34 protein-coding genes and 1 pseudogene are annotated in these 25725 nt (G+C 65.6%); 12 read left to right on the forward strand and 23 right to left on the reverse strand.

Going from position 1 to position 25725, the window contains the following annotated elements; all coding sequences use genetic code 11:
• Positions 1-122: pseudogene (locus I2488_RS19875) on the forward strand (IS30 family transposase); the annotation flags it as partial.
• Between the two features lie 35 nt (positions 123-157).
• Positions 158-898 carry an SDR family oxidoreductase gene (locus tag I2488_RS08590; protein ID WP_196275405.1) on the forward strand — a complete coding sequence of 247 codons (741 nt, stop codon included), beginning with the start codon at positions 158-160 and terminating at the stop codon, positions 896-898.
• Positions 899-910: 12 nt separating this feature from the next.
• Here I2488_RS08590 and I2488_RS08595 read toward each other — a convergent pair whose 3' ends face one another.
• The 8 genes from I2488_RS08595 to I2488_RS08630 all read right to left on the reverse strand — a co-directional run bounded on the left by I2488_RS08595 (position 911) and on the right by I2488_RS08630 (position 5785).
• Positions 911-1120 (reverse strand): hypothetical protein, encoded by a 210-nt coding sequence (locus I2488_RS08595; RefSeq protein ID WP_196275406.1) that lies wholly within the window; start codon positions 1118-1120, stop codon positions 911-913.
• A 9-nt stretch (positions 1121-1129) separates the two neighbouring features.
• The gene (locus I2488_RS08600; RefSeq protein WP_196275407.1) at positions 1130-1489 is read right to left on the reverse strand and encodes a hypothetical protein; all 360 of its coding nucleotides are present in this window, start codon (positions 1487-1489) and stop codon (positions 1130-1132) included.
• Between the two features lie 43 nt (positions 1490-1532).
• A complete protein-coding gene (locus I2488_RS08605; RefSeq protein ID WP_196275408.1) occupies positions 1533-2447 on the reverse strand; it encodes a class II glutamine amidotransferase in 915 nt (304 codons plus the stop codon).
• Positions 2447-3409 (reverse strand): cyclic nucleotide-binding domain-containing protein, encoded by a 963-nt coding sequence (locus I2488_RS08610; protein ID WP_196275409.1) that lies wholly within the window; start codon positions 3407-3409, stop codon positions 2447-2449. The genes I2488_RS08605 and I2488_RS08610 overlap by 1 nt, the downstream gene beginning before the upstream one ends.
• Before the next feature lie 31 nt (positions 3410-3440).
• Positions 3441-3881 (reverse strand): SRPBCC family protein, encoded by a 441-nt coding sequence (locus I2488_RS08615; RefSeq protein WP_196275410.1) that lies wholly within the window; start codon positions 3879-3881, stop codon positions 3441-3443.
• A complete protein-coding gene (locus I2488_RS08620) occupies positions 3881-4369 on the reverse strand; it encodes a VOC family protein (RefSeq protein WP_196275411.1) in 489 nt (162 codons plus the stop codon). The genes I2488_RS08615 and I2488_RS08620 overlap by 1 nt, the downstream gene beginning before the upstream one ends.
• Entirely contained in the window at positions 4366-4995 is a 630-nt protein-coding gene (locus I2488_RS08625; protein WP_196275412.1) for a glutathione S-transferase family protein, read from the reverse strand. The genes I2488_RS08620 and I2488_RS08625 overlap by 4 nt, the downstream gene beginning before the upstream one ends.
• A gap of 142 nt (positions 4996-5137) precedes the next feature.
• Complete coding sequence (locus I2488_RS08630; RefSeq protein ID WP_196275413.1) at positions 5138-5785, reverse strand: glutathione S-transferase family protein; 648 nt, start codon at positions 5783-5785, stop codon at positions 5138-5140.
• A 79-nt stretch (positions 5786-5864) separates the two neighbouring features.
• On the opposite strand from I2488_RS08630, the gene cobS reads away from it, so the two are divergent.
• Positions 5865-6845, forward strand: coding sequence for a cobaltochelatase subunit CobS (gene cobS, locus I2488_RS08635; RefSeq protein ID WP_196275414.1), 981 nt, complete (start codon positions 5865-5867; stop codon positions 6843-6845).
• A 135-nt stretch (positions 6846-6980) separates the two neighbouring features.
• Here the strand turns inward: cobS and I2488_RS08640 are convergent, their stop codons facing one another.
• The 3 genes from I2488_RS08640 to fmt are packed head-to-tail and all read right to left on the reverse strand — an operon-like array spanning position 6981 to position 9754.
• A complete protein-coding gene (locus I2488_RS08640; protein WP_196275415.1) occupies positions 6981-8096 on the reverse strand; it encodes a zinc-binding dehydrogenase in 1116 nt (371 codons plus the stop codon).
• A gap of 3 nt (positions 8097-8099) precedes the next feature.
• Entirely contained in the window at positions 8100-8852 is a 753-nt protein-coding gene (truA, locus tag I2488_RS08645) for a tRNA pseudouridine(38-40) synthase TruA (protein WP_196275657.1), read from the reverse strand.
• Positions 8849-9754 carry a methionyl-tRNA formyltransferase gene (fmt, locus tag I2488_RS08650; protein WP_196275416.1) on the reverse strand — a complete coding sequence of 302 codons (906 nt, stop codon included), beginning with the start codon at positions 9752-9754 and terminating at the stop codon, positions 8849-8851. The genes truA and fmt overlap by 4 nt, the downstream gene beginning before the upstream one ends.
• Before the next feature lie 52 nt (positions 9755-9806).
• Between fmt and recR the strand changes: the two genes are divergently transcribed.
• Together recR and def are read left to right on the forward strand one after the other, a co-directional pair.
• Positions 9807-10403 carry a recombination mediator RecR gene (recR, locus tag I2488_RS08655; RefSeq protein WP_196275417.1) on the forward strand — a complete coding sequence of 199 codons (597 nt, stop codon included), beginning with the start codon at positions 9807-9809 and terminating at the stop codon, positions 10401-10403.
• Between the two features lie 65 nt (positions 10404-10468).
• Positions 10469-11035, forward strand: a complete 567-nt coding sequence (gene def / locus I2488_RS08660) for a peptide deformylase (protein WP_196275418.1) — start codon at positions 10469-10471, stop codon at positions 11033-11035.
• 29 nt (positions 11036-11064) lie between these two features.
• Here def and I2488_RS08665 read toward each other — a convergent pair whose 3' ends face one another.
• Complete coding sequence (locus tag I2488_RS08665; protein WP_196275419.1) at positions 11065-11475, reverse strand: four-helix bundle copper-binding protein; 411 nt, start codon at positions 11473-11475, stop codon at positions 11065-11067.
• A 151-nt stretch (positions 11476-11626) separates the two neighbouring features.
• On the opposite strand from I2488_RS08665, the gene I2488_RS08670 reads away from it, so the two are divergent.
• Both I2488_RS08670 and I2488_RS08675 read left to right on the forward strand, forming a co-directional pair.
• Complete coding sequence (locus I2488_RS08670; RefSeq protein ID WP_196275420.1) at positions 11627-13141, forward strand: DNA recombination protein RmuC; 1515 nt, start codon at positions 11627-11629, stop codon at positions 13139-13141.
• Entirely contained in the window at positions 13138-13911 is a 774-nt protein-coding gene (locus I2488_RS08675) for a hypothetical protein (protein WP_196275421.1), read from the forward strand. Before I2488_RS08670 ends, I2488_RS08675 begins: the two co-directional genes overlap by 4 nt.
• On the opposite strand, the gene I2488_RS08680 is transcribed toward I2488_RS08675, so the two are convergent.
• The 8 genes from I2488_RS08680 to I2488_RS08715 form a co-directional block, all read right to left on the reverse strand.
• Positions 13912-14316: an META domain-containing protein gene (locus I2488_RS08680; RefSeq protein ID WP_196275422.1), complete on the reverse strand. Its 405-nt coding sequence runs from the start codon at positions 14314-14316 to the stop codon at positions 13912-13914.
• A gap of 54 nt (positions 14317-14370) precedes the next feature.
• Positions 14371-15174 (reverse strand): TrmH family RNA methyltransferase, encoded by an 804-nt coding sequence (locus I2488_RS08685; protein WP_196275423.1) that lies wholly within the window; start codon positions 15172-15174, stop codon positions 14371-14373.
• A 40-nt stretch (positions 15175-15214) separates the two neighbouring features.
• The gene (locus I2488_RS08690; protein ID WP_196275424.1) at positions 15215-15511 is read right to left on the reverse strand and encodes an HPr family phosphocarrier protein; all 297 of its coding nucleotides are present in this window, start codon (positions 15509-15511) and stop codon (positions 15215-15217) included.
• Position 15512: 1 nt separating this feature from the next.
• Positions 15513-15917, reverse strand: a complete 405-nt coding sequence (locus I2488_RS08695; RefSeq protein WP_196275425.1) for a PTS sugar transporter subunit IIA — start codon at positions 15915-15917, stop codon at positions 15513-15515.
• Between the two features lie 151 nt (positions 15918-16068).
• The gene (rapZ, locus tag I2488_RS08700) at positions 16069-16986 is read right to left on the reverse strand and encodes an RNase adapter RapZ (protein WP_196275426.1); all 918 of its coding nucleotides are present in this window, start codon (positions 16984-16986) and stop codon (positions 16069-16071) included.
• Positions 16987-17049: 63 nt separating this feature from the next.
• Positions 17050-17475: an HPr kinase/phosphatase C-terminal domain-containing protein gene (locus I2488_RS08705; protein WP_196275427.1), complete on the reverse strand. Its 426-nt coding sequence runs from the start codon at positions 17473-17475 to the stop codon at positions 17050-17052.
• Entirely contained in the window at positions 17472-19061 is a 1590-nt protein-coding gene (locus I2488_RS08710) for a sensor histidine kinase (protein WP_425492384.1), read from the reverse strand. The genes I2488_RS08705 and I2488_RS08710 overlap by 4 nt, the downstream gene beginning before the upstream one ends.
• Positions 19048-19803: a response regulator transcription factor gene (locus tag I2488_RS08715; RefSeq protein ID WP_196275429.1), complete on the reverse strand. Its 756-nt coding sequence runs from the start codon at positions 19801-19803 to the stop codon at positions 19048-19050. The genes I2488_RS08710 and I2488_RS08715 overlap by 14 nt, the downstream gene beginning before the upstream one ends.
• On the opposite strand from I2488_RS08715, the gene I2488_RS19410 reads away from it, so the two are divergent.
• Both I2488_RS19410 and I2488_RS08720 read left to right on the forward strand, forming a co-directional pair.
• Complete coding sequence (locus I2488_RS19410; protein ID WP_214652301.1) at positions 19796-19933, forward strand: hypothetical protein; 138 nt, start codon at positions 19796-19798, stop codon at positions 19931-19933. The two genes, I2488_RS08715 and I2488_RS19410, sit on opposite strands and share 8 nt — an antisense overlap.
• Positions 19934-20009: 76 nt before the next feature.
• The gene (locus tag I2488_RS08720) at positions 20010-21650 is read left to right on the forward strand and encodes a phosphoenolpyruvate carboxykinase (protein WP_246465576.1); all 1641 of its coding nucleotides are present in this window, start codon (positions 20010-20012) and stop codon (positions 21648-21650) included.
• Positions 21651-21712: 62 nt separating this feature from the next.
• On the opposite strand, the gene I2488_RS08725 is transcribed toward I2488_RS08720, so the two are convergent.
• Both I2488_RS08725 and I2488_RS08730 read right to left on the reverse strand, forming a co-directional pair.
• Positions 21713-22555 (reverse strand): N-acetylmuramoyl-L-alanine amidase, encoded by an 843-nt coding sequence (locus I2488_RS08725; protein ID WP_196275431.1) that lies wholly within the window; start codon positions 22553-22555, stop codon positions 21713-21715.
• An 83-nt stretch (positions 22556-22638) separates the two neighbouring features.
• Positions 22639-23229, reverse strand: coding sequence for a J domain-containing protein (locus I2488_RS08730; protein ID WP_196275432.1), 591 nt, complete (start codon positions 23227-23229; stop codon positions 22639-22641).
• A gap of 40 nt (positions 23230-23269) precedes the next feature.
• Here I2488_RS08730 and I2488_RS08735 point away from each other — a divergent pair, with 40 nt between their 5' ends.
• From I2488_RS08735 to I2488_RS08745, 3 genes are read left to right on the forward strand one after another with little or no spacing between them, the layout of a single operon-like run.
• The gene (locus I2488_RS08735) at positions 23270-23542 is read left to right on the forward strand and encodes a BolA family protein (protein WP_196275433.1); all 273 of its coding nucleotides are present in this window, start codon (positions 23270-23272) and stop codon (positions 23540-23542) included.
• Positions 23535-23981, forward strand: coding sequence for an NUDIX hydrolase (locus I2488_RS08740; RefSeq protein ID WP_425492387.1), 447 nt, complete (start codon positions 23535-23537; stop codon positions 23979-23981). The genes I2488_RS08735 and I2488_RS08740 overlap by 8 nt, the downstream gene beginning before the upstream one ends.
• Positions 23978-24868, forward strand: a complete 891-nt coding sequence (locus tag I2488_RS08745; protein ID WP_196275434.1) for a pirin family protein — start codon at positions 23978-23980, stop codon at positions 24866-24868. Before I2488_RS08740 ends, I2488_RS08745 begins: the two co-directional genes overlap by 4 nt.
• A 9-nt stretch (positions 24869-24877) precedes the next feature.
• Here I2488_RS08745 and I2488_RS08750 read toward each other — a convergent pair whose 3' ends face one another.
• Positions 24878-25708, reverse strand: a complete 831-nt coding sequence (locus tag I2488_RS08750) for a 23S rRNA (adenine(2030)-N(6))-methyltransferase RlmJ (RefSeq protein ID WP_196275435.1) — start codon at positions 25706-25708, stop codon at positions 24878-24880.
• Positions 25709-25725: the final 17 nt, after the last annotated feature.

A 25725-nucleotide genomic window follows, 5' to 3' on the forward strand; every position in this document is an offset into this window, starting at 1 on the left:
ATGCCATCCTCGCCAACTACAACAACACGCCCAGAAAATGCCTCGGCTTCAAAACTCCAGCCGAAACATTCAACCCGTTGCACTTCGGATGTGAATCCACACCCGGGTCAAGCCCGGGGTGACGGTGGATTATGAGATGTTGCAGGGAGAACGACCAATGCGGTTCGACAACAAGTGCGTGGCGATCCTCGGCGGCAACGCCGGGATCGGCCTCGCCGCCGCGCGGATGTTTGCTGCCGAGGGCGCGAAGCTCGCCATCACCGGGCGCAACGCCGAAACCTTGCGCGCGGTAGCCGAAGAGCTTGATGCCCTGTGCATCCGCGCCGACATCGGCGATCTTGGCCAGACCGAAGCGGCACTGACCGAGATAGAGGAAGCGCTGGGCGGGATCGACGTGCTGTTCGTCAACGCCGGGGTCGGCGGCTTTGCCATGGTGCCCGATGTCACGCCCGAGTTCTGGGACCAGATCCACACCGTCAACCTGCGCGGCGCGTTCTTCGCCATCCAGAAAGCCCTGCCGCTCATGCGCGACGGTGGCTCCATCGTCATCACCGGCTCGATCGGATCGACCGCCGCGGTGCCCGGCAACGTCGCCTATGCCGCCGCCAAGGCGGGCCTGCGCGCGATGGCGCGGATCGTCGGCAAGGAACTGATTCCACGCCGCATCCGCGTGAACATGGTCAGCCCCGGCCCCACCGACACCGAAATCTTCAAGCGCGATGCCACGCCTGAGGAGATCCAGGGCATGCGCGAGATGCTCTCGGCGGTCGTTCCGATCGGCCGCATGGGCACGGCAGAGGAAGTTGCGCGCGCCGTGCTGTTCCTCGCCAGCGCGGAAGCCAGCTTCATCAACGGCGTGGATCTCAGCGTCGATGGCGGCTGCATCGAGCTTGGCTAAATTATGTGCTGATTATTGCGTCGGCCCCGCGTCAGCCGCCGCCTTCAGCGTGGTGCCTGTGCGATCAGGCAAGGTCCAGATGATCAGGTTCACCACCATGATCCCGGCGAGCGTCAGCATCAGCACCGGCCGCTTGCGCTCGCCCCGACGGAGCAGGAACACCGCACCGCCCACCAAGGCGATGGCGGCAAGCATCATCAGTGAAAGCGCAGCATCAAGCATGCGCGCCCGTTAGCGGCTGAACAGGCCCTTGGCCATACCGGCGAGGTCATCGAGCGGATTGCCATCGCCGTCCTTGTCGAGGAAGGCGGATACCTTGCTCAACGCGTCGGGGTTCTGGCCCAGCGCCGAGGCGAAGCTGGCCAGCGCACCCTCGCCGCCGAGATGACCGACGATCTCCTGCAGCTTCGACGCATCGAGCCCGGAATTGGCCGCCGCCGTCTCGATCGTATCGCCCTTCGACTGATGCCCCGCAGCCAGCGCCGCAATGGCGTTCTCGGCCATGTCGGGATCGATGCCGACTTTCGCCGCGAGGTTCTTCACATCGACGTTGCCGGCCACCTGGCCAAGGATCGAATCGAACAGGCTCATCACATTTCCCCTTCTCTGCCGAGCGCAGGGTATCAGTTGCCGGTCAGACTTCCAGAGCGTGAATTTCCGCCCGCCGCCTGTCGCCATCGCGCCGCACCAGCAGCGCCGAATACTCCGGCACCTCGATCCACGTCGCGAAATCGCGGGTCAGAGGCTCGGACGCAACGATCACGCTGTCGGCATCGATCGCGCCGCCGGTCAGCTTCCATTCGCCCTCGTGCAGGCCATAATCTCGCCCGCAGGTGTACCACATCGAGAGATACTCCGAGCTGCCCTGCAGGGCGCCAGCATCGAAGTGCCCGAAGTCGAAAGTGAAGCGCACCGCCGCAAGGTTGGTGCCATCGCAGAACATCAGGTTGGTAGAGCTAGACCGCGTAATCCCATGCCGCGCCCGCGCCTCGCGCAGCACGCCCAAGGCATGGCGGATCGCGGCAAGGATCGCGTCCGGCTCGTTGATCCCCGCAGGGTCGGGCAGTGCCGATACGACCAGCGCATAAATCCATTCGCTGTCGGTCGATCCTTGGATCTGCTTGGCGAACTCGGGCCGGATATGCGGCGCAAGATCGAAGCGCATGTCGCGAAAACCGGCCAGATCGCCGTTGTGCGCCATCGACAGCGGCACGCCATCGAAACGAAACGGATGGCAGTTCTGCTCGTTGATCTGCACCGTGGAGTTGTAGGGCACGCCGCGAATGTGGGCGAGCAGTGCGGATGAGCGCAGCTTTCCGGCAAGCGCCTTCAGGTTCCGGTCGAACAGCGCCACTTGCGTAGTGCGATAGCGGAAAGGCACGTTGGGCGCGTGGCTCGCTTCGTCCCACGCCGCCATGCCGAAGCCTGCCAGGTTCAGCATCTGCAGCATCTGCGCGCCGATGGTCTGGTTGAGCAGCGAGGAATCCGGCGCATAGAGCAGGTCGTCGAGCAGGACCGGCGTGCCGAGATAGCTCAGGATGCGGCACATCAGCCAAGCTCCCCTGCATGATTGAACCGCGCCAGCGACAGCGAGCGACCGAGGTGCCGATTGGCCTTGCGCTGATCCTGCACCAGTTGCCGCCCGAACGCTGCGTGGAGCGCGGGCAGCCACGGCGGCGCCTCGGTTTCCAGCGCTGAAAGCGTCCCCGCCGGAAGATGCACCATCCGCGCTTCCTCCGCCGCCGTCACCAGCAGCGGCTGCGGCCCGCCATCGCTGTGGCCGGTCAGACCGACGAAGCAGCCGGGTCCGAACACGAAGACCTGTTCGGCCATCGCCCCGCGCGGCACCGCCGCCCGCACCGCGCCGCGCAGGACGAGGTATAGGCCGTCCTGACTGTCGCCCGGGGCAGCCACGGTCGCCCCCCGCCGCGCTTCCAGCAGCACACCCGCTCCCACGACGTCCTCGATGCCCTTCAGCCGCGCCAACCCGCGCGCAAGCACGCCCGCCTCGGAACGCGAAGGAACCGGCGGTGGGCCGGCATGCAATTGGCGCAATGCGTGGGGATCGAAGTGTCCCTCCGCCACGATCCGCTCAAGCGTCTGCCGTGTCCGCGCGGCAACGAGACGGCGCAGCGCATGGCCAAGTCGTATTGCCCAGTCCGAACCATCGGCCAGCAGAGCGCGAAACCGCCGGCCGGAGATGACCAGACCGCGCGTATCCTCCACCGCTCTGACCCGCGCGGAACGCGGACCATCGTCGAGCAAGGCGAACTCGCCCACGACCTCGCCCGGCCGGATCGCCGAAATCACCGCATTGTCGTCCCCCGGAATGCGCGCGGCTATTTCCAGCAGGCCCGCTTCGACCAGATAGAGCGCATCGGCATGGTCGCCCTGCCGGAACAGCACCTCACCCGCGCCGACCGCGAACGGCGAGGCATTGCCGAGCAGCGCCGCCCAAGCCTCGCGATCGAACCCGGCAAGCTGCGCCGGTGCCTGCGCCATCTCTCCCATCCGCAGAGATTGCGCTTGGCTCGCCGCCTCGTCAATCGGCCTCGGCGAGCGCCTGCAACTGGTCCGCGCAGGCATTCCAGCCCGCTTCGAAGCCCATCTCGGCGTGTTGCTGCATCGCCTCCTCGGTCCAGTGTCGCGCACTGGCGGTGTAGCGCGTGCCATCGCCCTCCGGCGCCACTTTCCAGATGCCGATCATGAACGGACCAGAAGGCTCGAAGTCATGCGTCACCGCATCGGTGGTGATGAACCGCCGCCCTTCATCCCACGCGAGGAACACGCCCTCCTGCGGCATCTCTTCGCCATTCGGGCCGTGCATGACCATCGCCGCGCGGCCGCCGGGGCGGCGGTCCTGCTCGACAATGGTGACGTACCACGGCTTGGGGCACCACCATTCCTCCTGACGGTTGGCCAGGACGTCCCAGACTTTCGCGGGGCTGGCGGCGATGAAGCGGCTGATCGAAAGCTCGTGCATCACGCATCTCCCCGCGCAGCAGCTTCGATCGCGGCATGGTCGATCTTGTACATGGTCATCATCGCCGTGAACACGCGGGCGCGCACTTCGGGATCGGGGTGGGCCATTCCCTCGGTCAGAACACGCGGGGTGATCTGCCAGCTGAGGCCCCACTTGTCCTTGCACCAGCCACACGCGCTCTCTGCCCCGCCATTGCCGACGATGGCATTCCAATAACGGTCGGTCTCCTCTTGCGTGTCGGTCGCCACCTGGAACGAGAACGCCTCGCTGTGCGGGAACTGAGGCCCGCCGTTGAGGCCCATGCAGGGCGTGCCGAGAATCGTGAACTCGACCGTCAGCACGGTGCCGGCAGACCCGCCGGGGAAGTCGGTCGGCGCACGATGGACCGACCTGACCTCGCTGTCGGGGAAGGTCGCGGCGTAGAAGTTTGCCGCCTCCTCGGCATCGCCGTTGTACCACAGGCACAGCGTGAGCGGAGGGACGCTCACGACTGCATCTCCGCGATCAGCTTCATGTCGATGGCCTTCGCCTCGCCATAGGCCGGTCGTGCCCGCACCCGGTCGAGATAGGCGGTGAACTCAGGCCGCTCGGGCAGGGACTTGAAACCCACCCCCCAATCGACGTGGCTGCCGACATAGACGTCCGCCATGGTGAACCGGTCGCCACAGACATAGGCGTTCTGGGCCAAATGCCCGGCAAGCGCATCCACCGTGCGGTCATAGCTGCCGAATCCTGCCATGCCCTGCTGGCGCGGCTCCTTGGGATCGAAGCCGAGACTGCGCGCCGTTACCGCCTGCTCCACCGGCCCCGCCGCAAAGAACGTCCAGCGCAGATAGGCCGCCCGCTCATGGTCCTGCGGGCCAAGGCCGGCCTCCGGAAAGACCTCGGCCAGATAGAGGCAGATGGCGGCGCATTCGGTGACCACGTGATCGCCGTCATCGGCATGGTGGACGATAGTCGGCACCTTACCCATCGGATTGGCGGCAAGGAACGCTTCCGGCTTCGCCTGCCAATCGACCAGCACGGTATCGTAGCCCGCACCCACCTCGTGCAGGGCCCAGCGCGCGATCTGCCCGCGCGACATGGGGTTCGTGTAGAACGTGAATTTCGACATCGGCCGACTCTCCCCGCAAATCGTACCGCACCCGTTCGCGCGGCCGGTTTGATAGCGGGAAGGTCGGCCTCTCGTGGGGGCCGTGGCAAGCCCCATGCGGCGAAGCGAGTGCCGGAAGCCCAGAACCGCTCCCGGCGAGCCGTCACATCGCCATGATGCGCTGCGCTATCGGCTCTTCCTGCGCCGCAACTGCCGCCCATGCCTGACGCGCCGTCACGCGGGCGTACCATGCTGCCGTCTTGGGCCGCGCCGCTGCATCGACGCCGTGGCCGACATAGGCCAGCGTTCGGAAGGTCGAAGCGACGGCAATGTCGCCAAGGCTGAAGGTCTCGCCCAGCAGCCAGCCCTCGTCGGGCACGGCTGATTCGAGCCAGTCGATCCAGCGCGGCAGTTCGGCCTCGCCCTGCAGGGCAATCGCCTCGTCCCCGCCGGTCTTGAGCAGCTTCGGCCCGACCAGCCGGTTGAACAATATCTTCAGCCCCGAAGCGCCCAGCACCGTATCGGCGAACTCGTCCCAGAAAACCGCCTTGCCGCGCAGCTTGGCGTCGTCCGGGATCAGGCGCGGCTCGGGGTACTGGGCATCGAGGTACATTGCGATCGCCGTCGAATCGGCCAGTTGGAAGCCGTCGTCATCGATCGCCGGAATCTTGCCCAACGGGCTGCAGGCGAGGAATTCGGGATCGGTGCTGCCCGGCCCGCCGCGCGCCAGATCGAAGGAAATGCCCTTTTCCGTAAGGACAACCGCCACCTTGCGCACGAACGGCGAAAGCATCGCGCCGTAGAGCTTCATCGAAATTCTCCCATTCTAACGGACAGGTTCCGTGAAACCTTATTGCAGCGCCGCGCCCGCCCGTATAGGCGAGGCAGCGATGAGCGAACTTCCGAACAGCCATGCGACGACGCTGCTCGCCGCGCCCGACACCGAAATCGATGTCCGCGAGACCTTCGGCATCGACATCGACATGAAGGTCCCTGCGTTCAGCCGCGCCGACGAACGCGTGCCCGATCGCGACGATACCTACGTGTTCGATCCGGACACCACTCTCGCGATCCTTGCAGGCTTTGCCTACAACCGCCGCGTGATGGTCCAGGGCTATCACGGCACCGGCAAGTCGACCCACATCGAACAGGTTGCCGCACGCCTCAACTGGCCGTGCATCCGCATCAACCTCGATGCCCACATCAGCCGCATCGACCTCGTCGGCCGTGATGCCATCGTGCTGCGCGACGGGTTGCAGGTCACCGAGTTCCGCGAAGGCCTGCTGCCCTGGGCGCTGCAGACGCCGACCGCGCTGGTGTTCGACGAATACGACGCTGGCCGTCCCGACGTGATGTTCGTGATCCAGCGCGTGCTGGAAACCGAAGGCAAGCTCACGCTGCTAGACCAGAACCGCGTGATCCGCCCGAACAAGCACTTCCGCCTCTTCGCCACCGCCAACACGGTGGGCCTCGGCGACACTTCGGGCCTCTATCACGGCACGCAGGCGATCAACCAGGGCCAGATGGACCGCTGGAACCTCGTCGTCGCACTGAACTACCTGGCCGAATCGACCGAAGTCGAAATCGTCAGCAAGAAGGTGCCGACGCTGGACCCCAAGATCGTCACCGACATGGTCCGCGTTGCCAACCTGACGCGTCAGGGCTTCATCAATGGCGACATCTCCACCGTGATGAGCCCGCGCACCGTGATCAGCTGGGCGCAGAACAGCCAGATCTTCAACGACGTCGGCTTCGCGTTCCGCCTCTCGTTCCTCAACAAGTGCGACGAAACCGAACGCGTTCTGGTGGCCGAATACTATCAGCGCGTCTTCGGCAAGGACTTACCCGAGAGCGTGGCGCACCGGGGCTGATCCTGCTTCTCTCTCCCCTTCAGGGGAGAGATACGAAGGCTTGGCAGCTTGCCTGCCTAGCCGCAGTTAAGAGGGGCCGCCACGCGCTGCCCCCTCTCCCAACCCTCTCCCCTGAAGGGGAGAGGGCTTTGATCGTCACCCGTTCGGCGTGATCAGGTACTTCTCGCCCGTGCGCCGCGCGTTGTAGTCCAGCGCAGCCTCGCGGGTCAGCGCCTGATCAAGCGTCACCCGCGCCTTGTAGTTGCTGGCGAAAGTCGTGGTCAGTTCCGCCATCACGCGGCGGCGCATCTTGTCGACCACCTCGGCGCCCAGCTTGCCCATCCACGGCGTGAGCAGCCAGCCCGAAACGTCCCAGCTGAAGCCGAAATTGCGCGTCAGCACTGTGGGCGACAGATCCAGCGCGCCATAGATGAAGGCGTGCTTGGGGCTGTTCGACCCGTAGCGGCTGTAGGCCGCGCCCGAATTGGCCACCTGCTCCATCACGGTCAGGATCTGGCTGACCAGCTTGCCCCCGCCAATGGCATCGAACGCCATCGTCGCCTTGGTTGCACTCATGGCAGCAGCGAGATCGTCAAGGAACGAGTCCTTCGAACTGTCGACCACGTGTTCCGCGCCGATGCCCTTGAGGATCGCCACCTGTGCATTGTTGCGGACGATGTTGACCAGCGGAATGCCATCGGCCTGGCAGATCTTCACCAGCATCTGCCCGAGGTTCGATGCCGCCGCGGTGTGGACAAGCGCGTTGTGGCCAAGGTGACGCATGGTCTCGGTAAAGCTTAGCGCCGTCAGCGGATTGACGAAGGCCGATGCCCCCTGCTCCGCCGTCACGCCATCGGCGAGTTCGAGGCACATCGCCGCGTCGGCCACCGCCAGCGTCGAATACATGCCGCCGGGGAAGCACGTCACGCGCTTGCCCAGCAGCGCCTGCGCTTCCGGCGCATCGCCTGCCGCGACGACCGTGCCCGCCCCCTCGTTGCCCACAGGCATCGCCGCACCATGGCGCGCGGCCATCGCGCGCACCGCCGGATCGGGCATCCGCGCCACGATCTTGCCGGGCGAGAACTCGGCATTTGTGATGTCGGCAGGGCCGAACAGCAGGCCAAGGTCCGATGGGTTGATCGGCGTCGCCTCGACCTTGATCACCACCTGCCGCCCCTCGGGCGCGGGCAGGGTGAAGTCTTCAAGGCTGACGGTCAGGGTGCCGTCGGGATCGAGCTGCGAGACGATGCGCTGGCCTTGAAGATCGGTCATTTTTCACTCTCCGGGATATGTTGCGGAGACGAAGTATAGACCTTCGGCGGGCGCGTTAAGTCCTAATTTGCTACGGTCTTTTGCTGCGAGCGCCTCGGCCACCTGTCCCACCTGCCACTGCCCTTGCCCCACCAGCGCAAGGCATCCGACCATCGAGCGCACCTGATGGTGCAGGAAGCTGCGCGCCGCCGCCTCTATGATCACCCGGTCGCCCTCGCGCCGCACGTCGAGCCGGTCGAGCGTCTTGAGCGGACTGGCCGACTGGCAGTGCACCGAACGGAACGTCGTGAAATCGTGGTGGCCAACCAGCGCCTGCGCCGCCTCGTGCATCGCATCGGTATCAAGCGGCTTGGCAATGCGCCACGCCTGCCCCAGTTCCAGCGTCAGTGGCGCGCGGCGGTTGATGATGCGGTATTCGTAGGATCGCCCTATGCACGAAAACCGCGCGTGCCAGTCGTCATCGACCTCGATGCAATCGAGCACCGCAACCGGATGCTCCGCCAGCCGCAACCGCGCGTTGAGGGCCTCCATCATGCGAAACGGATCGAACTCGCGAGAGAGGTCAAAGTGCGCCCGCATCCCCAGCGCATGTACGCCGGTATCGGTCCGCCCCGCGGCGTTGAGCACCACGGCCTCGCCCGTAACGGACTCGACCGCCTCCTCCACCGCCTGCTGCACGCTCGGCCCATGCGCCTGACGCTGGAAGCCCATGTAGGGCCCGCCGTTCCATTCGAGAGTGAGCGCAAACCGCATCAGCCCAGCCGCGTACCCGCCGCAATCGCCCGCCCGCGCAGGAGCGAGGCCGTATCCATCGCCGGACGGCCTGCGCGCTGTATCGACGTCGGCCTGATCGCTCCCATATCGCAGGCAATGGTGAGCGCATCATCGACGATCACGCCAGCATCGCCGGAAACGTCGACCACTTCCGCCGCCAGCACCCGATACCGCTCCCCCTCAAGCTCGAAGAACGCGCCCGGCGCAGGGGCAAACGCTCTCACCTGCCGCTCGACCTCCACAGCATCGCGCGCAAAGTCCAAGCGGCTCTCCGCCTTGTCGATCTTGTGGGCATACGTGACGCCCTCCTCCGGCTGCACCACCGGCGGATAGGCCGCAAGGTCCGCCAGCACCCGCACCATCAGGTCTGCGCCCTTCTCGGCAAGCTCGGCAGTCAACTCCCCCGCCGTCTTGCCATCGACCGGCGTTTCCACTTTCGCCAGCATCGGCCCGGTATCCAGCCCGCGCTCCATCTGCATGATGGTGACGCCGGTCGTCTCGTCCCCAGCGAGGATCGCCCGCTGCACCGGCGCCGCCCCCCGCCAGCGCGGCAGGATCGAACCGTGGACGTTGAGGCACCCGAGCCGCGGCGCATCGAGCACCGCCTGCGGCAGGATCAGCCCATAGGCCGCAACCACCGCCACATCGGCCTCCAGCGCGGCAAGAGCCGCCTGCTCCTCGGCACCCTTCAGCGAAACCGGCGTACGCACTTCAATGCCATGCGCCTCCGCCGCGAGGTGTACCGGCGAGGGCTGCAGCTTCTTGCCCCGCCCGGCCGGACGCGGCGGCTGGCTATAGGCGGCGACCACCTCGTGCCCCGCTGCCACGAGCGCTTCCAGCGTCGGCACCGCGAAATCGGGCGTCCCCATGAAGATGATGCGCATAAGCTGTCTGCAAGGCCTTCCGTTTGTCGCCCCCGGCCCTATCTGTGCTGCCATGGCATCGCAAGAGATCGAGGCACTTTCCGGCGCATTGGCGCGCCTTCCCGGGCTTGGCCCCCGCTCGGCCCGCCGCGCGGTGCTGTGGCTGATCAAGCGGCGCGAGACCGCGCTGCCCCAGCTGCTCAAGGCCCTGACCCAGGTTCAGGAACTGCTGGTCGAATGCGAAGTCTGCGGCAACGTGGATACCACCAACCCTTGCGGCATCTGCACCGACCCGCGCCGTGATGCCCGCTCGATCTGCGTGGTCGAGGAAGTGGCCGACCTCTGGGCGCTGGACCGCGCCCGCCTGTTCACCGGCAAGTACCACGTGCTCGGCGGCAGGCTCTCGGCTCTGGAAGGCGTCCGCCCCGAAGACCTGACCATCGGCCAGTTGCTCACCCGCGTCGGCCAGGGCGGCATCGACGAAGTCGTCCTCGCCATGAACGCCACCCTCGAAGGCCAGACAACAGCCCACTACATCGCCGAACGGCTGGAAGACGCCCCGGTCCGCGTAACGCAACTCGCACACGGCCTGCCCGTCGGCGGCGAACTCGACTATCTGGACGAGGGCACCTTGGCACAGGCGCTGCGGGCACGGCGACCGGTGGCCTGATCGCCGATCACACTGATCGCAACGCTGTTCTTGCGACTCCGGCCCACATTCCTTATCTGCGCCCCATGGCCATCCGCGAAATCATCGAAGTCCCCGACCCGCGCCTCAAGCAGGTCTCTGTCCCCGTCGAAAAGTTCGACGACGAGCTCAAGACGCTGGTCGAAGACATGTTCGAAACGATGTACGATGCCCCCGGCATTGGCCTCGCCGCGATTCAGGTGGGCGTGCCGCTGCGCGTGCTGGTGATCGACCTGCAGCCCGACGATCCGGATGCCGAACCCGTCGCCTGCGATCACGATGGTCACCACCATCACCACCAGCCGACGAAAAAGGAACCGCGGGTGTTCATCAACCCCGAGATCCTCGATCCTTCGGAAGAGCACAGCCTCTATCAGGAAGGCTGCCTCTCGGTGCCCGAGATCTATGCCGAGGTCGAACGCCCCGCCCGCATTCGCGCGCGCTGGCAGGACCTTGAGGGGAACACCCATGAAGAGGACATGGATGGCCTGATGGCCACCTGCCTCCAGCACGAGATGGACCACCTCGAAGGCGTGCTCTTCATCGACCACCTGTCGCGCCTCAAGCGCAACATGGCGCTCAAGAAGCTCGAAAAGCTGCGCAAGGTCGCCTGACACGATGAGGCCGCGCGCTCTGGGTTCACTCAGGCGGCCTCATGCACCTCACGATCCAGATCTTCCAGCGCCGTACGGCAATCGTCGGCGCACTCGCGGCACATCTGCGCGCAACGGCGGCAATGGGCGTGGTCATGCTTGGCGCATTCCGCCTCGCAGATCTCGCAAGCCTTGATGCACACCGCGAGCTGCGCCCGGATCAGTTCGCGGTTCGAACCCGTCCGCCGCATCGCGATCCGGCTCGTCGCCGCGCAGACGTCCGAGCAATCGAGGCAGGTGCGGATGCACTGGTCCATGTCCATCGCCTCGGCCAGGCAGGCATCGGCGCAAGAATTGCAGATCGCCGAGCAATAGACGGCATGCTTCACCGCCAGCCCCAGCGACGCGTTGTAGCTGTCACCCACCTGCGGGTGTTCCGAAATCATCTTCTCGATCGACATGAGCGCTCTCCTGCTGTCCTGCTTGTGACCCAGCGCACCGACAGCCTTGTCGTTCCGCGCTCTGCCTTGTCTGTGGACCAGCCGGTCCCGGCAGGTTGCGAAGCGTGAACTCTGGCGTTAAGTTCACATTTCGTTCCTTTTGGAGAAGTTCGTGGATTCTGCCCTGTTCGTCGTTGTTGCTCTGGTCGCCGGTCTGGTCATCGGCTGGTTCCTCGGTTCGCGCCCGGTGGCCGAATGGCGCGCGCGGCATGACAGCCGCGATGCCGAGGCCAAGGCTCACGAAGGAACGGTCAAGGCGATGACGGTCGACCTTGCCGCCACGGCAGAACGCGCCAAGGCGCTGGAATCCAGCCTCGTCGAACTGCAGGACGTCCGCCGCCAGCGCGATGAACTCGCCCCCGCCCTCGCCGCCGCGCAACAGCGCGCCGCCGATGCCGATCAGGTCCGCACCGAACTTGCGCAAGTCCGCGCCGAGCGCGAGGCCTTGCGCGCTGACCTCGAACGCATGAAGGCCGATGCCGAGAACTTCGCCGAACAGAAGCGCCTGCTGATCGAGGCGCAGGAAGCGCTGCGCAAGGAATTCGAGAACGCCGGCAACAAGGTGCTGGAAAAGGCGCAGGAAGCCTTCCTCAACCGCGCCCAGGCCCGCTTCGAGGAAAGCGAAAAGACCAGCGCCGAACGCCTGAAGTCCCTCCTCGCCCCGGTCGACCAGCGGCTGAAGAGCTACGAGGAGCAGGTGCAGAGCCTCGAAAAGCAGCGGGTGGATTCGTTCGGCCAGCTCACCGGCCTGATCCAGTCGATGCGCGATGGTCAGGAAGCCGTGCGCGCCGCCGCCGCGCAACTCGGCAACTCTTTGCGCAACGGGCCGAAGACCCGCGGTCGGTGGGGCGAACTGCAGTTGCGCAACGTGCTGGAACAGTGCGGCCTGTCCGAACACACCGATTTCATCACCGAGCATTCGGTCGATACCGACGAAGGCCGCCTGCGCCCCGATGCGATCGTGCGCGTGCCCGGCAACAAGTTGCTGGTGATCGACGCCAAGGTTTCGCTCAACGCCTATCAGGATGCGTTCGAGGCCGAGGACGATGACACCCGCAAGATCGCGCTGAACGCCCACGTCCAGTCGATGCGCAACCACATCCAGACGCTGGGCGCCAAGTCCTACCAGTCGCAGTTCGAGGAAGCGCCCGATTACGTGCTGATGTTCGTCCCCGGCGAACACTTCATCGCCGCAGCGCTCGAGCGTGACCCTTCGCTTTGGGACTTCGCCTTCGAACGCCGCGTGCTTCTCGCCAGCCCCACCAACCTCGTCGCCATCGCCCGCACCGTCGCGCAAGTCTGGCGTCAGGACGGCCTGGCCCGCGAAGCGCGCGAGATCGGCAAGATGGGCGGCGAACTTTACGACCGTCTCGCCGTCGCCGCCGAACACCTCAAGCGGGTCGGCAACGGGCTCGACAGTGCGGTGAGCAACTACAACAAGTTCGTCGGCAGCTTCGAACGCAACGTGCTGTCCGCAGGCCGCCGCCTGAAGGACAAGCACATCGAGATCGGCAAGCGTGAACTGGAGGAGGTCCCCCTCGTCGAATCCGCGCCGCGCTACGCCGATGCGGAAACTCCGGCGCTGGCAGCGATTGCCAGTGACGCAGGAGACGTCGCGGCAGAATGACAGGCAGGCTCAGCCCTCTCCTCATCGCCACAGCCGCACTTGCGGCTCTGACGGGGTGCGAGAGTGGGACTGAGCCGCATGCATCACCGAGCGCAAAGGCATCATCGGCAGTCGCGCCTTCGCCCGCGCCAAGTTCAGAAGCAGCCAGCGCACCTGAACCTGAGGCAAGCCAAGTCGCACCCCCTGCCCCTGCTGCATCGCCGGAAGCGCGCTACGCCCCACAGGACGACTGCTCAAAACAACCCGGCTGGCCTGCATTCCGCAAGGCTCTGGTCTCCTCGATCAAGGCTCGCGACGCGCAAGCTCTGTCCAAGCTCGCGGCCCCCGACATCGCGCTCGATTACGGCGGCGGCAATGGCCCCGCCGAACTGGTCAAGCGCCTCGACGATCCCGAAACGAAGCTGTGGCAGGAGCTCGACGCGATCCTGCCGCTCGGCTGCGCCGTGCAGGGTGGCCTTACCGCCATGCCCTGGGTGTTCTGGAACGTGCCCGAGAACATCGACAGCTACAGCGCGATGCTGGTGTTGGGTGACGATACCGCGATGCTCGACACGGTCGGCGGCAAGACGGTCGAAAACGCGGGCTGGACCATCGTTGGCATTGATCCGATGGACTTCGATACCGATGCCAAGGCCATCCGCGTCACTGCGCACGATGGAACCAAGGGCTGGATCGAGACCCGCAAGCTTCGCAGCCTGCTCGACTATCGCCTGATTGCCGAGCCCAAGGACGGCACCTGGCAGATCACCGCCTTCATCGCGGGCGACTGATCAACCCGCAGCCAGTTCCAGGTCGAGCGCATGGCCGCCCGACACCAGCCGCATCGTCCGCCCGCGCCGTTCGATCTCGGGTGCCGCCGAAAGCAGCGCGTTGACCGCCTCTTCCTGCTGCCACACCGGTCCATCGCAGAACATCCGCGTGGCCATCAACGGACCCGCAATCAGCCGCACGCCATCGACGCGATAATCACCACCGATGCCGTTGCAGCCGACGTTGGCGCTCAGCCGCTCGTCCTCGAACTTCAGCGAAGCCCTTTCCGGCACGACCGGCGCGGCACCGTCCACGCGCAGGATCGTCCAGTTCGTTCCGGCGAGCCCGGCACTGCCCGAAGGCGCGGTGGCACAACCCGCCAAGAGCGAGGCAGAAACCGCAATCAGGGCAAGAGTCGAGCGCATGACGCCACCCTGCGCCCGCGCGACTGAGCGTGCGATTAACCGGTTGGTACGTGGTTATTGAGGCAGGCTGGCAAGCACTTCGTAAGCCAGCACCGCGCCGGCCACAGCCGCGTTGAGGCTGTCAGCGCGCCCCTTCATCGGCATGGTCACGCGCAAGTCGCAGGCCATCTCGTAGTCCTCCGGCAGCCCGCGCGATTCGTTGCCGACCATCACGAAGCACGGGCTGGCGTAGGGCGCCCCGCGATAGGGCACCGCCTCGCGCAAGCTGGCTGCCACCAACTGCCCCTCGCCCTCGCGAAGCCATGCGATAAACTCATCCCACCGCGCCTGCGCCAACCGCTCGGTAAAGATCGCGCCCATGCTCGCCCGCACCGCCTCGACCGAGAACGGATCGACGCAATCGTCGATCAGGATCAGCCCGCCCGCGCCCACCGCATCGGCCGTTCGCAGCATCGTGCCAAGATTCCCGGGATCGCGCATCGCATGCGCCACCAGCCAGATCGGCGCGGCATTGCGGTCAACCAGCCGGATCGACGTATCCCACTCGGCAAACACCCCGGCCACGGCCTGCGGGTTCTCCTTGCCGGTCACCTTGGCGAGAATATCGAGCGGCAGTTCGATCACCTCACCCCCGGCGCGGGCGACTTCCGCCTCAAGCTCGTCGAGCAACGGATGCCCCTCGCGGCCTTGCGCCATCAGCAGGATTTCCGGCAGTCGCCCGCCCTCGCGCGCGTCGGTCAGCAGGCGCAGCCCCTCGGCGAGGAACTTGCGCTCGCGCCGCCGGTGCTTCTTCTCGCGCAGGGAGCGGACGAACTTTACCGTCGGGTTGGAATAGCCGGTGATGATCTTGCGGGTCATGCCGCTCCCTTGCGGCAGTGCGGCCATCGCGGCAAGCGAATCAATCCTCGCCGAAGCCGTCCTTGATCAGGCCGGTCAGCTTCATCAGGATCGCGTCGGCCTCACCCTCGGGTCCGGCTACGGTGACATCCACGGTATCGCCCTTGGCCGCGCCCAGCATCATCAGGCCGAGGATCGAAGCCCCGGCCGCATCGGTGCCATCCTTGGAAACCGTCACGTCAAACCCCGTCGGCAGCTTGGCAACCGCGTTGACGAACTTGGCGCTGGCCCGCGCATGGAGGCCGCGCTGGTTGACGATCGTCACCGTCTCGCGGGTGACGTAACCCTGTTCTGCCATCTCATGCATCCTGTCCCAGGAACTCCGAAGCGATCGTTATGTAGTTCCGTCCCGCATCGCGCGCGGCGGCTGTCGCTTCCTTCACGCCCATGCAATTGCGAGCCTTGGCCAGACGGATCAGCATGGGCAGGTTGATCCCGGCAATCACTTCGATGCGGCCCGCCTGCATCAGCGAGATCGCGAGGTTCGAGGGCGTACCGCCGAACAGGTCGGTCAGGATGATCACGCCTGCGCCGCTGTCGACGCGCTTGATCGCGTCGGCGATTTCCTTGCGGCGCTTCTCCATGTCATCGTTGGGGCCGATGCAGACACCGATTACGTCGCTTTGCCGTCCGACGACATGCTCCATGGCATGGATGAACTCGTCGGCGAGAGCGCCGTGGGTAACCAGAATGAGACCGATCATGAAAAGGGCAGGCTCCGAAGTGCGGCCGGGCAATCTGCATCGCTGGCGATGAACGCGAGCTTGGCAGGATTGCAGGGCGCGCAAGACGACTGGGAATCAAAACGCATGGCTTCCAGTGCTGCCCCACCCATCCTTGTTTTCCCCCGCTGTCTCAAGCTTTCCGACCTTCAAGCAGATCGGCCGCGCGCGACGCGAGGTTGCGATGCAGCAATGTGGGTGAAAAACCTGCCGCGCGCAAGGCAGAAGCGATCTGTTCGGCCATGAACACCGAGCGATGCTTGCCCCCGGTGCAGCCGAACGCCACATGGACATAGGCCTTGCCCTGCTGCCCATACCGCGGAAGCAGCAGCAGCAGCAGATCGCGAATCCGCTCGAAAGCCTCGGCAAAGGCGGGATCCTGCCGGATGTAGTCCCCCACCGCCGCGTCCTGCCCGGTCTGCGGTCGCAGCTCGTCCACCCAGTGCGGATTGGCCAGGAAGCGCATGTCGAACACCAGATCCGCGAGCGGCGGCGTCCCGCGCGAAAAGCCGAAGCTGCTGATCGTCAGCGTCGGCGCCGCTGCGGTTACCTCGCCGAACTGGTCGCGAATCGCCTGCTGCAGGTCGTTCGAGGTGAAGCTCGTGGTCGAGATCACCACGTCGGCCCAGCGCCGCAGCGGCTCGAGCAGTTCGCGCTCGGCCGAGATCCCGGTCGAGGCCGGCTTGTCCTCGCTCATCGGGTGGCGGCGGCGCGTCTCGTTGTAGCGCCGCTCCAGTTCGGCCCCACCGCAATCGAGGAACAAGGTCGTGACCTCGACATCCTTGCGCTGGCCCAGTTTCTTGACCAGCTGGATCGTCTTGCCCGGATCGAACCCGCGCGTGCGCGTGTCAAAGCCGATCGCCATCGGCGCGCCCGATTCCATCCGGGCCGAGCCTGGCTCGGTCTCCAGCAACCGGTCAAGCAGGCGGATCGGGAAGTTGTCGATCGCCTCCCAGCCGAGGTCCTCCAGCGTGCGCAGCGCGGTCGTCTTGCCCGCGCCGAGCAGGCCGGTGACAAGGAGAATGCGCTGCGGTTGCGAGTCTTGCGCCATCGGACGCCTGCTTTGCGCCTTTGCCGCCCGCTTGGAAAGTCCGCAAAAGGGACCTGTCCCCAATCAGGAAAACGTCAATCCATAGCGGGAAAGCGCAAGTTCTGCGCGCAAAGCCAGCACCGGTGACTCCGGCCAGAGCGCCACCGAGGGCAGCATCACCCCTTCGACTTCATGATCCTGCGCCTGCTCGATGAAGCGCGGCGCTCCTGCATCCAGCCGCACGAGCAAGGCAACCGGAACCGGCGGCGAAACCGGAAAGTCCAGAATGCCAAGGTTGCGCACTTCCAGCTTGCCGGACGTATTGGGATGCGCCGCTGCGACAAGGCGCCCCCCCTGAGCCTCCACCATGACCCCGTCATCGCCCACCAGCACTGCGCCACGATCGATCAGCGCGAGTGCAAGGCTTGACTTGCCGCTGCCCGGCGCCCCGTCGATCAGCACTCCCCGCCCGCCGATCGCCACGCAGGTCAGCTGCACCGCCCGGCTCACTCCGCCTCCTCCTCTACCGCCAGCGGAATGCTCAGCAGAAACCACGCCCCGGCCTGCCCGTCGGGCCGGTCATGGATCGTCAGCGTCCCGTCATGCGCCTCGGCAATCGTCCGGGCGATGGCGAGTCCCAGCCCGCTGTGCGCGCCAAAGGCCTCCTCGGCAGGCCGCACCGAATGGAAGCGTTCGAACACCTTCTCGCGCTCGGCCACCGGCACGCCCGGCCCCTGATCGCTCACCGCGATATGCGCAGCATCGCCATCACCCCAGACCTTCACGTCCACGCTGCCCCCCGCGGGCGAGAACGACACCGCATTGTCGAGCAGGTTCTCGAGCACCCGCTCCAGTCGGGCGCCGTCACCCGGCACGACGGTATCCCCGCCCATGCGCTCGATCCGGATCGGCACAGTCGCGCTCGCCCGAACATCGCGCGCGCCCACCACCTGCGAGGCGAGCGAGGCGAGATCCACTTCCACGAACGTCGCACGGCTCAGCTCCGCATCAATTCGGCTGGCATCGGCAATCTCGGTAATCAGCCGGTCGATCCGCTGCACGTCATGCGCGGCGATGTCCGAGAGCTGGCGGCGCAGCGCCGGAACATCAACCCGCTCCATCGTCTCCAGCGCGCTCGAAAGCGACGCGAGCGGGTTCTTGAGCTCGTGCGCCACATCCGCTGCAAAGCTTTCCACTGCGTCGATCCGCTGGCGCAGCGCCGTGGTCATGTCCGAAACCGCGCGGGCCAGCAGGCCGATCTCGTCGCCGCGATCAGGCAGGCGCGGCACCACCACCTCGCGCTCGCGTCCCAGCCGCACCCGCACCGCCGCCCGCACCAGCGCCCGCAGAGGCTGGACGATGGTCCGCGCCAGAAAGAGCGAAAGCTGCACCGACAGCAGCAGCGCGATGCCGATGATGATCACCAGCGTCTGCCGTGCATCGCGCACCGATTGCGTCACGTCCAGCGCATTGCGCAAGGTCAGCAGCACTTCGCCCTTGTCGCCGACCGGGGTCGCGGCCGTAATCACCGGCGTGCGATCCGGGGCATAGCGCAGGAACACCTCTGTCCGCCCGGACTGCCGCGCCGCCTTGATCTCAGGCCAGCTCCCCGCAGGTCGTTCGGAGGTATCGCTGTATGGCTCCACCGTCGGGGCATTGACGATGAAGTCCACCCCCCGGTCGAGCAGGCGCGCCGCCTTCTGGTACCACGGCTCCGTCTCGGGATTGATCAGCGCGAACGAAGGCGGCGCCAGCGCAAAGCTGTCGGCCAGCAACTGGCTGTCGCGATCATAGAGCCGCAACCGCAGCACCTGGTCCGTACCGATCCGCGCCAGCAGTTCCTTGCGCTGCGCCATCCGGGCATCAGCAAGAGCATCCGCCGCGATCTCTGCTTCAGCCCGCGCCAGCTTGAAGCGCTCCTCGATCAGCTGGGTGCGATAGCTGTCGAGGTAGAAGAAGCCGCCCGCCAGCAAGGCCAGCGCGATCACGTTGACGAACAGGATGCGCGTAGTCAGCGAAACGCCGCGAATGCGCCACAAGGCGCGCAAACGGCGACGTCGCGCGCCCGGCAGGGCAGAATCGTCAGTCCTCGGCAAAACTGTAGCCTGCGCCGTAAAGCGTCTCGATCGCCCCGAACTCGCCATCAACCGCGCGGAACTTGCGGCGCAGGCGCTTGATATGACTGTCGATGGTGCGATCATCCACGAACACGTCGTCGTGATAGGCCGCATCCATCAGCTGGTTGCGCGTCTTCACCACGCCCGGCCGTATCGCCAGTGCCTCGAGGATCAGGAATTCGGTCACCGTCAGCGAAACCGGCTCGCCATCCCAGGTCACCGCATGGCGCGCAGGATCCATGACCAGCCTTCCGCGCCGGATCGGCTCAGGCAAAGGTTCGCTGTCCGCCTCCTGCTCGGCCGCCTCACGCCGCACGATTTCGCTGCGCCGCAAAATGGCCTTTATCCGCGCAACGAGCAGTCGCTGGCTGAACGGTTTGGCGATGTAGTCGTCCGCCCCCATCGACAGGCCAAGCGCCTCGTCGGCCTCGTCGTCCTTGCTGGTCAGGAAGATCACCGGCAGATCGCTTTTCTCGCGAATGCGGCGCAGCAGTTCCAGCCCGTCCATGCGCGGCATCTTGATGTCGCACACCGCCAGATCGGGCGGATTGTCGAGCAATGCCTTCAGCGCGGCATCGCCATCGTTGTAGAGCCGCGTGGCAAAGCCTTCTGTCTGCAGCGCGATCGAAACAGTTGTTAGGATGTTCCGGTCGTCGTCGACCAGCGCGATCGTGCGCGGGGCATCATCGACGTCGGCGCGTGGCGATTGCGGCGTGAGCATGGTTTCCAGCGATACCGATGCCGCGCAAACCTTGCAACTTGAAGCGAAAATCGCGCTGCATCGCAGCATTTCCCAGTTGCACACCATGCAACTTACCGCGCAAAAAACTTCATTGTCGCGTGTCATTTGACGCAGCAAAGGCAGGTGACTATGCGCAGGTCGAGAATCAGCGCATTCGTATTCGCAATCCGTGCGTCAGCGGGCAAATGTCTGCCCGAAGCGCCACCAACGGGAGGCCAGAAGTGTCCGATACCAGCCTGAACGTGTCCCTCGCCAGCCAGGGTTATCCCGAACCGGCAGAGCTGTTCGCCAACCTCGGCACCGCGCCTCTGGTCGAGCATGCCGTGCGCAACGGCGAAGGCCTGCTCTGCGTCGATGGTCCGCTGGTGGTCGAAACCGGCAAGCACACCGGTCGCTCGGCCAAGGACAAGTTCATCGTCCGCGATGCCGAGACCGAGAACACCGTGTGGTGGGGCAAGACCAACGTCGCGATGACGCCCGAGCACTTCGCCGCGCTCAAGGCCGATTTCATCAAGGCGCTGGGCGAGAAGGACCGCCTCTACGTGGCTGACCTGTTCGGCGGCTCGCAGCCCGAACACCGCGTCAACGTTCGCGTGATCAACGAATTCGCCTGGCACAACCTGTTCATCCGCACCCTGCTGGTCCGCCCGACCAGCGATGAACTTGCCTCGTTCGTGCCTGAATACACCATCATCGACCTGCCCAGCTTCCGCGCCGATCCGGAGCGCCACGGCAGCCGCAGCGAAACCGTGATCGCGGTCAACTTCACCGAGAAGCTGATCCTGATCGGCGGCACCGCCTATGCCGGCGAAATGAAGAAGTCGGTCTTCGGCATTCTCAACTACCTGCTGCCGGTCAAGGGCGTCATGCCGATGCACTGCTCGGCCAACGTCGGCCCCGATGGCAAGACCGCCGTGTTCTTCGGCCTGTCGGGCACCGGCAAGACCACGCTCTCGGCCGATGCTTCGCGCACCCTGATCGGCGATGACGAGCATGGCTGGTCGGACACTGCCGTGTTCAACTTCGAAGGTGGCTGCTACGCCAAGATGATCCGCCTTTCGGCCGAAGCCGAACCGGAAATCTTCGCCACTACCAAGCGCTTCGGCACCGTGCTCGAAAACGTGGTGATCGATCCCGAAACCCGGACGATCGACCTCGACGACAACCGCCTCGCCGAGAACAGCCGCGGTTCCTACCCGATCGACTTCATTCCGAACTGCTCGGAGAAGAACCTCGGTCCGGTTCCGGCAAACCTGATCTTCCTCACCGCCGATGCCTATGGCGTCCTGCCTCCGATCGCGCGTCTCACGCCCGATCAGGCGATGTACCACTTCCTGTCGGGCTACACCGCCCGCGTCGCCGGTACCGAAATCGGCGTGACCGAGCCGGAAGCCACGTTCAGCACCTGCTTCGGCGCGCCGTTCATGCCGCGTCACCCGTCGGTCTATGGCAACCTGCTCAAGGAGCGCATTGCCAAGGGCGGCGTGAAGTGCTGGCTGGTCAACACCGGCTGGTCGGGCGGCAAGGCCACGCAGGAAGGCATCAAGCGCATGCCGATCAAGGCGACCCGCGCCCTGCTCAACGCCGCGCTCGATGGCAGCCTCAACAACGCCACCTTCAAGAAGGACGCGAACTTCGGTTTCGAAGTTCCGGTCGAAGTGCCCGGCGTCGACACCAAGCTGCTCGATCCGCGCGGTGCCTGGGCCGATGGCGAGGAATACGACAAGACCGCGCAGGAACTGGTGCGCAAGTTCGTCGACAACTTCCAGCAGTTTGCCGACCACGTCGACCAGTCGGTCCGCGACGCGGCCCCTGTCGCCGCCTGATCGCGGCCACATAGCTGAAAACGCTGCGGGGCTCCTTCGGGAGCCCCGTTTCGTTTCGGGTGTCAGTCCAGATCGACGTAGTGGCCGTGGACCCAGCCGGTCTTGCTCGGCTTGCCCGCGGCATCAAGCGCCGTCACCTCGATCCACGATCCGTTTGCCCCGATCGGCATGACCTTGCTTCCGTCCGCCAGCAGCTGGACCACCGCAAAGTTGGTGCCGGGGCCGCTGCGCAGGTTCAGCCCACCCGGCGAGCGCACCACGCCCACGTTCGGTCCGTTGTCGTCCCGCCCGCCAAGCGCACGCTGGCGGAAGCGCACCATATCGAACGCCGGACCGGGGTCGGACTTGCGCACCGGGGCAATGTCGTCATGGCCGACGATCTCGGCAATCGGGTAGACCTCGCGCAGCGCCCGTACCAAGGCGACCACGGCATCGAACTGTGCCTCCGGATAGGCCTCCCAGCCGATCGGCGTACGCGAGCCATCGGGATTGCCATTGCGATGCACGGCCATGACGACGTTGTCGATCTTCTGCCCTGCCGCATTGGTCCAGCCGCTGGTGCCCCCACGCAGCGCGCCCCAGTTGGCGATCTCGATGCCGATCGAATGCTTGTTCAGCCCCTCGATACCACGCCAACTGGACTTGCCCGCGTGCCAAGCGACCTCGTTGAAGTTCACGCACTGGATGATCGATCCGTCGCGATCGACCACGACGTGCGCCGAGGAATTGGTGTTGTCCTTGCTCGCGAACCAGTTCGCCGACGAAGCCGCCGATCCGCCAGCCGTGAAATGGATCACCACGATCTTCGGCGGCGCCGGGAAGGCACCTCCCGTGTTGCGCGATTTGATCTGCCTTACCGGATTCGAATTGTCGTTAAGGATTCCGTTCCTGATGACGTAAGCCATGTCCCGCCCTCCATGAGCCTGTTGACCCGAGCAGGATACGTGGAATTACGTGGAAGTCTGTGTGAGACATCACCAGAATGGGGTCATGCAAACAGCGCGCTGCCCTTGAGCAGGTTGTAGGCCTCGACCACTTCCTGCAGCCGCCCCTCGAAAGTGCGATCCCCGCCATTGCGATCCGGGTGGTACTTGCGGACCAGTTCGGAATAGCTCTGCCGCAATTGCCGCCGGTCGGCATCATAGGCCAGATGCAGGGCGTCATAAGCCTTGCGCTCGTCCGGACTGATCCCGCGCCGCGCCGCGTCAGCCGCCTTCTGGTGATCCGCCCGCCGCGCCTTGGCCCGCTGCGCAATCGCCTCCAATGGATCGGCAAAGTCCGCCCAGCGCGGCGCCTGATCGATCCCCGCATCGGGCCGGAACGCCCGCGTCTCGCGCTCCCACCCGGCAATCGGCGATTGCGCCTTGAGAATTTCCTCGGGCGTCATTCCCGCGAAAAAGTCATAGCCGGAATTGAACTGCCGCACGTGTTCAAGACAGAACCAGCGATAATCCCCCGGCCCGTCAAACCCCGAAGAGCGCACGCCCGGCGCACGAAATTCGCCCGGCTCGTCGCAACCGGGGGCATTGCACACGCGCCCTGTGCCCTGGACGCGGCCGTGGAACTTGTCATTACGCATTTGCGCCCCACATGGCGATGCAGCCACAGGAAGGGAAGACATGACGGGACCAGTTGCACAGGAAATCGAACGACTCCTGACCGAAGCCCTTAGTCCCACGCACCTCGCGGTGATCAACGACAGCGCCTCGCACTCGGGCCACATGGGCGACGATGGCACCGGCGAATCCCACTTCACGGTAGAGATCGAGAGCGCCGCCTTTACCGGCCAGTCCCGCCTAAATCGCCAGCGCATGGTCAACAAGGCGCTGGGCGACCTCCCCGGCCAGCGCGTCCACGCCCTCGCCATCAAGGCAAAAGCCCCTGGTGAGTAACCGCCGGACAAGGCGCGCCGCCCGCATCCTCCTGCTCGACGAGCACGACCGCCTCCTCCTCATCCGCTTCGCCCCCAAGGACCGCCGCCCGTTCTGGTGCGGCGTCGGCGGCGAATGCGATCCGGGCGAGGACTTCGCGCTCGCCGCTGTCCGCGAACTCTACGAGGAAACCGGCCTTGTCGTGGAGCACTGCGGCCCCGAAGTCGCGCGCCGCGCCGACGATTACCTCACCCTTGAAGGCGAACCGATCACCTCGGACGAACGCTTCTTCCGCGTCCGCACGACGAGCTTCACGCCGGACACCTCCGGCCACACCGCGATCGAGCGCGAACTTATCAAGGAATTTCGCTGGTTTACCCGCGCAGAACTGGCAAACTGGCATGAGCCGCTGTTCCCGGTGAACCTGCTCGAACTGCTCGATCTTGAGGCGCCAGCATGACCGATCCCGTCATTCAGACGATCACCCCCGTCGCCCACGATCTCGGCGCGTTCGAGGTCCGCCGCGCCATCCCCTCGCGGCAACGCACCATGGTCGGCCCGTTCATCTTCGTCGACCAGTTCGGCCCCGCGCACTTGCCCGCCGGCACCGCGATGGACGTGCGCCCCCACCCGCACATCAACCTCGCCACCGTCACCTGGCTTTTCGAAGGCGCGATCGACCACCGCGACAGCCTCGGCTCCTTCGCCACGATCCGCCCGGGACAGGTCAACCTGATGACCGCAGGCAGCGGCATCGTCCATTCCGAACGCTCGCCCGAGACCGAGCGCCCCGGCGGCCCTCACCTCTACGGCATGCAGACCTGGCTCGCCCTGCCCGACGGCAAGGAAGAGATCGCCCCCGCCTTCGAACAGGTCACCGCCCTGCCGCTGGTCGAGGACGTCTGCGTCAGCGCCCGCGTCATCATGGGCACCCTCTGGGGCCAGAGCGCGCCGACCACCCAGCACGCCGCCACGATCTACGCAGAGATCCTGCTGGCGCCGGGCGGCACCCTGCCCATCGACGCCGAGGCCGACGAACGCGCCGTCATGCTCGTCGGCGGCGAGGCACAGATCGACGGCCACCCGCTCGCCCTCTACGACCTCGTCGTCCTCGCCCCCGGCGCGGTCCTCAAACTGCAATCGGAAACCGGCGGCCGCGTCATGCTCATGGGCGGCGAGGCCTTCGCCACCAAGCGCCATGTCTGGTGGAACTTCGTCAGCTCCAGCCGCGACCGCATCAATCAGGCCAAGGCCGACTGGGAACAAGGCCGCTTCCCCAAGGTGCCGGGCGACGAGGAAGAATTCATCCCCCTGCCGAAGGTTGCGACGACCGTCAGCTATCCCTGATGCCCTGCTTCAAGCAGCCAACCACTCAGCCTTGAGCGTGCCGCTATGCCCCTCCGGCGCCAGTGCCTCGCGCAGCGCCTCGAGCATCGGCGGCAGCGCCTGCGTGAAGGCATACGGCGGGTTCACGATGAACAGCCCGGCGCCGTTGTAGATGCCCGGCTGGTCGGCATCGTAGAGCCAGTGCTCAACGTTCAGCAGCTTGGGAATGCCCAGCCGGCGCAGCTTTTCCTTCCAGTGGACATGCGCAGAGCGGTCCTTCAGCGGATACCAGATCACCGTCACGCCATGCGCCCATTTGCGGTGAGCAGCGGCGAGCGTCTTCGTGATCCGCGCCCGCTCGTCGGTCTGCTCATAGGGCGGATCGACCACCACCAGCCCGCGCGGCGTGCGCGGCGGCACCATCGCCAGCCACAGCTCATAGGCGTCGCGCTCATGCACGGCAGCAGGCGTTCCCCGCATCGCGCCGCGCAGGGCATAGGCGTCCTCGGGGTGCTTCTCGTTGAGGATCAGCAGGTCCTGCGGGCGCAGCAGCTGCGCCAGAAACCGGGGTGAGCCGGGATAGAGCAACGGCTCCTCTGCTTCATTCAACGCCCGCACCGCCGCGCGGTACTCGTCCAGCAAAGGGTTCGCGTCAGCAAAGGCCCGCACCACGCCCTGCATCGCCTCGCCCGTGCGCTGTGCCTGATCGCCGCGCAGGTCGTAGAGCCCGCACCCGGCATGGGTATCGATCAGCGTCAGCGCGCTGTCCTTGAGCTGCAAGGCTCGCACCAGCGCGATCAGCAGCGCGTGCTTCACCACATCGGCGCTGTTGCCCGCATGGAACGAATGGCGATAATTCATGGCGATCAAAAAATCCG

Source organism: Novosphingobium jiangmenense (assembly GCF_015694345.1).
Taxonomy (GTDB): Bacteria; Pseudomonadota; Alphaproteobacteria; order Sphingomonadales; family Sphingomonadaceae; genus Novosphingobium; species Novosphingobium jiangmenense.

Coding starts and splice junctions, on each gene's coding strand:
- I2488_RS08615 (WP_196275410.1), bottom strand. CDS start 3,881: ATGCACGAGCTTTCGATCAGCCGCTTCATCGCCGCCAGCCCCGCGAAA.
- I2488_RS08720 (WP_246465576.1), top strand. CDS start 20,010: ATGTCTGCCCGAAGCGCCACCAACGGGAGGCCAGAAGTGTCCGATACC.
- I2488_RS08685 (WP_196275423.1), bottom strand. CDS start 15,174: ATGACCCGCAAGATCATCACCGGCTATTCCAACCCGACGGTAAAGTTC.
- I2488_RS08750 (WP_196275435.1), bottom strand. CDS start 25,708: ATGAATTATCGCCATTCGTTCCATGCGGGCAACAGCGCCGATGTGGTG.
- recR (WP_196275417.1), top strand. CDS start 9,807: ATGGCATCGCAAGAGATCGAGGCACTTTCCGGCGCATTGGCGCGCCTT.
- I2488_RS08735 (WP_196275433.1), top strand. CDS start 23,270: ATGACGGGACCAGTTGCACAGGAAATCGAACGACTCCTGACCGAAGCC.
- I2488_RS08730 (WP_196275432.1), bottom strand. CDS start 23,229: ATGCGTAATGACAAGTTCCACGGCCGCGTCCAGGGCACAGGGCGCGTG.
- I2488_RS08590 (WP_196275405.1), top strand. CDS start 158: ATGCGGTTCGACAACAAGTGCGTGGCGATCCTCGGCGGCAACGCCGGG.
- fmt (WP_196275416.1), bottom strand. CDS start 9,754: ATGCGCATCATCTTCATGGGGACGCCCGATTTCGCGGTGCCGACGCTG.
- I2488_RS08630 (WP_196275413.1), bottom strand. CDS start 5,785: ATGAAGCTCTACGGCGCGATGCTTTCGCCGTTCGTGCGCAAGGTGGCG.
- I2488_RS08675 (WP_196275421.1), top strand. CDS start 13,138: ATGACAGGCAGGCTCAGCCCTCTCCTCATCGCCACAGCCGCACTTGCG.
- I2488_RS08625 (WP_196275412.1), bottom strand. CDS start 4,995: ATGTCGAAATTCACGTTCTACACGAACCCCATGTCGCGCGGGCAGATC.
- I2488_RS08680 (WP_196275422.1), bottom strand. CDS start 14,316: ATGCGCTCGACTCTTGCCCTGATTGCGGTTTCTGCCTCGCTCTTGGCG.
- I2488_RS08745 (WP_196275434.1), top strand. CDS start 23,978: ATGACCGATCCCGTCATTCAGACGATCACCCCCGTCGCCCACGATCTC.
- cobS (WP_196275414.1), top strand. CDS start 5,865: ATGAGCGAACTTCCGAACAGCCATGCGACGACGCTGCTCGCCGCGCCC.
- I2488_RS08695 (WP_196275425.1), bottom strand. CDS start 15,917: ATGATCGGTCTCATTCTGGTTACCCACGGCGCTCTCGCCGACGAGTTC.
- I2488_RS08725 (WP_196275431.1), bottom strand. CDS start 22,555: ATGGCTTACGTCATCAGGAACGGAATCCTTAACGACAATTCGAATCCG.
- I2488_RS08600 (WP_196275407.1), bottom strand. CDS start 1,489: ATGAGCCTGTTCGATTCGATCCTTGGCCAGGTGGCCGGCAACGTCGAT.
- I2488_RS08610 (WP_196275409.1), bottom strand. CDS start 3,409: ATGGGAGAGATGGCGCAGGCACCGGCGCAGCTTGCCGGGTTCGATCGC.
- I2488_RS08665 (WP_196275419.1), bottom strand. CDS start 11,475: ATGTCGATCGAGAAGATGATTTCGGAACACCCGCAGGTGGGTGACAGC.
- I2488_RS08640 (WP_196275415.1), bottom strand. CDS start 8,096: ATGACCGATCTTCAAGGCCAGCGCATCGTCTCGCAGCTCGATCCCGAC.
- I2488_RS08595 (WP_196275406.1), bottom strand. CDS start 1,120: ATGCTTGATGCTGCGCTTTCACTGATGATGCTTGCCGCCATCGCCTTG.
- I2488_RS08605 (WP_196275408.1), bottom strand. CDS start 2,447: ATGTGCCGCATCCTGAGCTATCTCGGCACGCCGGTCCTGCTCGACGAC.
- rapZ (WP_196275426.1), bottom strand. CDS start 16,986: ATGGCGCAAGACTCGCAACCGCAGCGCATTCTCCTTGTCACCGGCCTG.
- I2488_RS08690 (WP_196275424.1), bottom strand. CDS start 15,511: ATGGCAGAACAGGGTTACGTCACCCGCGAGACGGTGACGATCGTCAAC.
- def (WP_196275418.1), top strand. CDS start 10,469: ATGGCCATCCGCGAAATCATCGAAGTCCCCGACCCGCGCCTCAAGCAG.
- I2488_RS08715 (WP_196275429.1), bottom strand. CDS start 19,803: ATGCTCACGCCGCAATCGCCACGCGCCGACGTCGATGATGCCCCGCGC.